The sequence below is a fragment of the Streptomyces durocortorensis genome (assembly GCF_016901035.1).
Lineage (GTDB): Bacteria > Actinomycetota > Actinomycetes > Streptomycetales > Streptomycetaceae > Streptomyces > Streptomyces durocortorensis.
Window position 1 is genome coordinate 22,848 of the sequence record NZ_JAFEUF010000083.1, and the last position, 5,135, is coordinate 27,982.

Here is a 5,135-nt window from a genome sequence, read left to right on the forward strand (position 1 = left end):
ACCCACCACCCCCCCGTCCCCGGGGGTCCCCGCCCGGCCCTGCGGGGGCGCCCCCCCCCCGCCGCCGCCCCCCCCCCCCCGCGCCCGCCCCCCCCCCCCCGCCCGGGCCGGCCGGGCCCCCCCCACACCCCTCGGCGGCTCAGCCCGTCAGCAGGTCCGGGTTGCCCGCCAGGGCAGCCAGGCGGCCCTGCGGGTCCGGAACGAGGCGGCGTTCGGCGAGATCGAGGACGCCGGCCACTCCGGTGATCTCCGCGGCCACCGTGCCGTCCTCCGTGATGATCTGCTGCGCCAGCGTGAACGTCTTCCCCGTGCCGTAGTCGAACCGGCAGGTGACCCGTACGCGCTCGCCGCCCCGCAGCTCGCGGCGGTACTTGACGGTGACCTCCAACTGGACCGGGCCGATGCCGCCGGCGAGCAGCTTCTCCTGGGGGAGCCCGGCGGCGCGCAGCAGCTCCCAGCGGGCGTGCTCCGCGTACTGGAGGTAGACGGCCTGGTTCAGGTGGCCCTGGGTGTCGAGCTCGTAGCCGCGCACGGTCACATCGACGGAGAAGGTCATGACCGTGCGAACAACCGGGCCCGGCCGACCATTCCGGGCGGACCGTGGGTGCCGGATCCCTTTACGCACCTGTCATGCACCGGTAACTTCCACCCCGCAAGGAATTGCAGCAACATTCCGGCAGGGCTTTCCGCCGGACCGTGTTCACCCACCGAACCCCGAGGCGCGTCAGGGTTCTCCCCTCCCTGGAGACACGTATGAGACGCACTCCTCACCGGCTGCTGCGCCGACCGCTCGCGGCGGCCGTGGCAGCGGCCGGGCTGCTGGGACTCCTGACCGTCGTACCGCAAGCGCGTCCCGCCCCGGCGAGCGAACCCGTCGCCTCCTCCGCCGCCGCCGAGAGCTCGGCGACCGTCTTCTACTCGACGAAGACCCGCGACTGGTCGGCGTACTACCTGCATTACTCCCCCGACGGAGGCTCCTGGACCGCCGTCCCCGGCACCCGGATGCAGGCCGCCTGCGCGGACTGGGTCAAGCTGACGGTCCCGCTCGGGGACGCGGGCGGACTCAAGGCGACGTTCACCGACGGGTCGGGCACCTGGGACAACAACGCGAGTAAGAACTACGACCTGGGCACCGGGAGAATCACCGTCAAGGACGGGGTCGTGGCGCACAGCGACCCCTGTGCGGGCACGAACCCCGAGGAGCCGGACCCCACCGGACCCGACACCGCCTCGGTCTACTACGCGACGTCCACCGTCGGCTGGTCCACCGTCAACCTGCACTACCGCCCGCACGGCGGAGCCTGGACCACGGTCCCGGGTGTCGGTATGGAGGCGGCGTGCACCGGCTGGGTGCGGCGGACCGTGGACCTGGGCAGCGCAACCGGCCTCCAGGTCACGTTCAACAACGGCAGCGGGGTCTGGGACAACAACAACGGCAGCGACTACACCCTCCCCGCCGGACTCACCACCGTGAAGGACCGCAAGGTGACCGCCACGGCGAAGGACCCCTGCGCTGCCGAGGAGCCGGACACCGAGGCACCCTCCGCACCCACCGCGGTGAAGGCCGCGGCCGACGGGGTGTCCGTCCTGGTGAGCTGGGAACCCTCGACCGACAACCGGGGGGTGACGAAGTATCAGGTCACGCGGACGGGCGGAACGAAGGGCACCTTCGTCACCGATGTCGGCTCCACCGTATTTGCCGACACCGGACTTGAGGCGAAAACCGCCTACCGCTACACCGTGCGGGCCGTCGACGCCGCCGGGAACCTGTCGGGCGGGTCCGCGGCGGCCACCGCCACCACCGGTGAGAAGCCGACCGCTCCGGCCACGGGCACACCGCTGGGCACCGATCCCCGCAAGGACCCGATCTACTTCGTGCTGACCGCCCGCTTCAACGACGGCGACCCCACGAACAACCGGGGCGGCAGCCAGCACGACAAGTCCGGCAACGCCACCAACAACGACCCCATGTTCCGGGGGGACTTCAAGGGTCTGGTGCAGAAGCTCGACTACATCAAAGGGCTCGGGTTCTCGGCGATCTGGGTGACACCGGTCGTCCTCAACCGGTCGGACTACGACTACCACGGCTACCACGGCTACGACTTCTACAAGGTCGACCCACGCCTGGAGTCCGCCGGCGCCTCGTACCAGGACCTCATCAACGCCGCCCACGCCAAGGGCATGAAGATCTACCAGGACGTCGTCCACAACCACTCCTCGCGGTGGGGCGCCAAGGGCCTGTTCACCCCGAAGGCGTACGGCGTCCGCGACAGTCAGTGGAGCTGGTACTACGACGAGAGGAACGACGGCTTCGCGTACGACGGTCTCACCGTCGAGCCCAAGTCGGGGAAGTCGTACTACAACGGCGATCTGTGGTCCACGGCCGAGCCGACCGGCAACACCTGCGTGGGCTGGGGCACACCGACCGGGCACACCTCACCGGAGGGCTACCGCATATACAACTGCCAGTGGCCGAGCCCCACTTCGGGCATGTTCCCGAAGGCGCTCTACCACAACTGCTGGATCGGCAACTGGGAGGGCGAGGACTCCCGCTCCTGCTGGCTGCACGACGACCTCGCCGATTTCAACACCGAGAACGCCCAGGTCCAGAACTATCTGATCGGCGCGTACAACAAGTACATCGACATGGGCGTCGACGGCTTCCGGCTCGACACGGCGGTGCACATCCCCCGCACCACCTGGAACCGCCGCTTCCTGCCCGCGATCCAGGAGCGTGTCACGCAGCGGTTCGGCGCGGAGGCGGCGAAGAACTTCTTCGTCTTCGGCGAGGTCGCGGCCTTCGTCAACGACAAGTGGAACCGAGGCTCGGTCAACCACTCGGCGCAGTTCTTCACCTGGAAGGAGCGGGGGGAGTACAGCGCGGACGACGAGAAGGCCGCGCTGGAGATGTACGACTACGAGCAGCAGAAGGGCACAGCGTCCCAGCCCGTCTCGGACAACGCGTTCCTCAAGGGCAACGCCTACCACGCGCCCGACCGCAGCCGGTTCTCCGGGATGAACATCATCGACATGCGGATGCACATGAACTTCGGTGACGCGGACAACGCGTTCCACAACGGCAAGGACTCCGACGACTCGGTCAACGACCCCACGTACAACGTCGTCTACGTCGACAGCCACGACTACGGCCCCAACAAGAGCAGCGAGCGCTACACCGGCGGTACGGACGCCTGGGCCGAGAACATGTCGCTGATGTGGACCTTCCGGGGCATCCCGACGCTCTACTACGGCTCCGAGATCGAGTTCCAGAAGGGGAAGAAGATCGACTGCGGGCCGACGTGTCCCCTGGCGACGACCGGACGGGCCTACTTCGGGGACCACCTGTCCGGTGAGGTGACGGCCTCGGACTTCGGAAAGGTCTCCTCGGCCACCGGCAAGGTCGCCGACACCCTGGCCGCCCCGCTGGCCAAGCACCTCCAGCGGCTGAACGAGATCCGACGGGCCGTGCCGGCACTGCAGATGGGCCAGTACTCCACGGAGGGCATCAGCGGCTCGATGGCGTACAAGCGCCGCTACACGGACGCGGCGAGCGGCACGGACAGCTTCGCGCTGGTGACGGTCTCCGGGAACGCCACGTACACCGGCATCCCGAACGGCACGTACAAGGACGCCGTCACGGGCGACACCCAGCAGGTAACCGGCGGCAGCCTCGCGGTCCCGGCCCCCGGGAAGGGCAACCTGCGTGTGTACGTCCTTGACCTCGGCGGAAAGAACGCCGCGCCGGGGAAGATCGGCGCGGCGGGGCCGTATCTGAAGTAGCGGAACCGGCCTCCCGTCACGCCCCGTCGCACCGTGCGCAGCAGATACTTCTCACGGTGCGGCGGGTCGTCACAGCCCTCAGGCGCCCTGGGCGTCGGTGACGTTCTCGACGAGTCTGGCGATGACCGCTTCGTCGGGGCCCGGCTCGGGCTTGAACGTGGCGAGCTTCTGGGGAGACAGGGGCCCGGTGATCTCCTGGACGTCCATCGTCGCGATGACGCCTCCGACGCGTACCGCCGTCACCAGCTTCCAGGCGAAGCCCGTCTCGTCCATCCGCGACAGCGTGCGGAACCGCAGGGCTTCGTCCCCGAGGTCCGGAGCCTTCAGCACCTCGCTCGTGAGGGAGGACTTGCCGAACGCGTTGCTCACGCGGAAACGGTCGCATGACCCGAGGGCCACACGCAGTCGCGTCATGCGGGTCCGGGCGGCCTCCTCCGGGTAGCTCAGCAGGTTGGTACTCCTGGGCGCCAGGGCGCTCTTGCCCCGGTACATGGTCGACTGGGCCGCGGCGGTCTCCTGGTCGTCGCCCCTGGTGGCGTCGCGCACCGGCCGACATGCCTCGGGGGAGACGGTCTCCTCGGCGTCGTAGGAGGGTTCCTCGGCGGCGCCGTCCCGCGCGCTGCTTCCCGTGATCTCGAATCCGACGACCTGCTCCGCGGTGAGCAGCGCGGGCTTCAGCTCGGCGGCGGTCAGTGGTTCCGTGCGTTGCACCGGTTTCCCGGCCGCGGTGCTGGTCGCGTTCCCGGGTTCTCCCGCCGCGTCGGCCGGTTCGGTGCCGTCCCCGCATGCCGAGGTCAGTCCGACCGCCGCCAGCAGTGTCGCCACCGCCACCAGTCTTCGTCCGCTCTTGAACACCATCAGGTCCCCACCCTCGAAATCTCCCTGTTCACCTGTGTAAGGGCGAACAATACGCACGGCCCGGCCGCCCGGATGCGTGCCTACTCCGCCAGATGCGGGAAGCGCCATTCGGTACGGCTGCGCAGCACGGATCCGGGACGCAGCACCGTGCTCGGGTGGCCGGGGCGGTTGGGTGAGTCCGGGAGGTGCTGGGTTTCCAGGCAGAGGGAGCCGTGGCGCTGGTGGCGGCGGCCGGTGCCGTCGGTGAACGCGCCGTCGAGCTGGTTGGCGGTGTAGATCTGGAGGCCCGGTTCGGTGGTCCACAGCTCCAGGGTGCGCCGGTCGCCGGGGGCGGTGAGGCGGGCGGCGCGGCGCAGGGTGCCGGGTGCGGCGGGGCGCAGGACCCAGCAGTGGTCGTAGCCGCCGGCCCGCTCCAGTTGGGCGTCGGGGTGGGCGAGGCGTTCGCCGATGCGGTGCGGGGTGGTGAGGTCCCCCGACGACCCCCAAACCCGGGACAC

At 69.7% G+C, this 5,135-nt stretch carries 4 protein-coding genes; 1 reads left to right on the top strand and 3 read right to left on the bottom strand.

Features of this window, described 5'->3' with window-relative positions; translation table 11 throughout:
• Nucleotides 1-139: 139 nt before the first annotated feature.
• Entirely contained in the window at nucleotides 140-556 is a 417-nt protein-coding gene (locus JS521_RS17760; protein ID WP_205083948.1) for an acyl-CoA thioesterase, read from the bottom strand.
• A 197-nt stretch (nucleotides 557-753) separates the two neighbouring features.
• Here JS521_RS17760 and JS521_RS17765 point away from each other — a divergent pair, with 197 nt between their 5' ends.
• Nucleotides 754-3,780, top strand: coding sequence for a carbohydrate binding domain-containing protein (locus tag JS521_RS17765; RefSeq protein ID WP_205083949.1), 3,027 nt, complete (start codon nucleotides 754-756; stop codon nucleotides 3,778-3,780).
• A 78-nt stretch (nucleotides 3,781-3,858) separates the two neighbouring features.
• Here JS521_RS17765 and JS521_RS17770 read toward each other — a convergent pair whose 3' ends face one another.
• Together JS521_RS17770 and JS521_RS17775 are read right to left on the bottom strand one after the other, a co-directional pair.
• A complete protein-coding gene (locus JS521_RS17770) occupies nucleotides 3,859-4,638 on the bottom strand; it encodes a hypothetical protein (RefSeq protein ID WP_205083950.1) in 780 nt (259 codons plus the stop codon).
• An 80-nt stretch (nucleotides 4,639-4,718) separates the two neighbouring features.
• On the bottom strand, nucleotides 4,719-5,135 hold a 417-nt coding region (locus JS521_RS17775; RefSeq protein WP_443732183.1), incomplete at its 5' end, for an aldose epimerase family protein.

Coding starts and splice junctions, on each gene's coding strand:
- JS521_RS17760 (WP_205083948.1), bottom strand. CDS start 556: ATGACCTTCTCCGTCGATGTGACCGTGCGCGGCTACGAGCTCGACACC.
- JS521_RS17770 (WP_205083950.1), bottom strand. CDS start 4,638: ATGGTGTTCAAGAGCGGACGAAGACTGGTGGCGGTGGCGACACTGCTG.
- JS521_RS17765 (WP_205083949.1), top strand. CDS start 754: ATGAGACGCACTCCTCACCGGCTGCTGCGCCGACCGCTCGCGGCGGCC.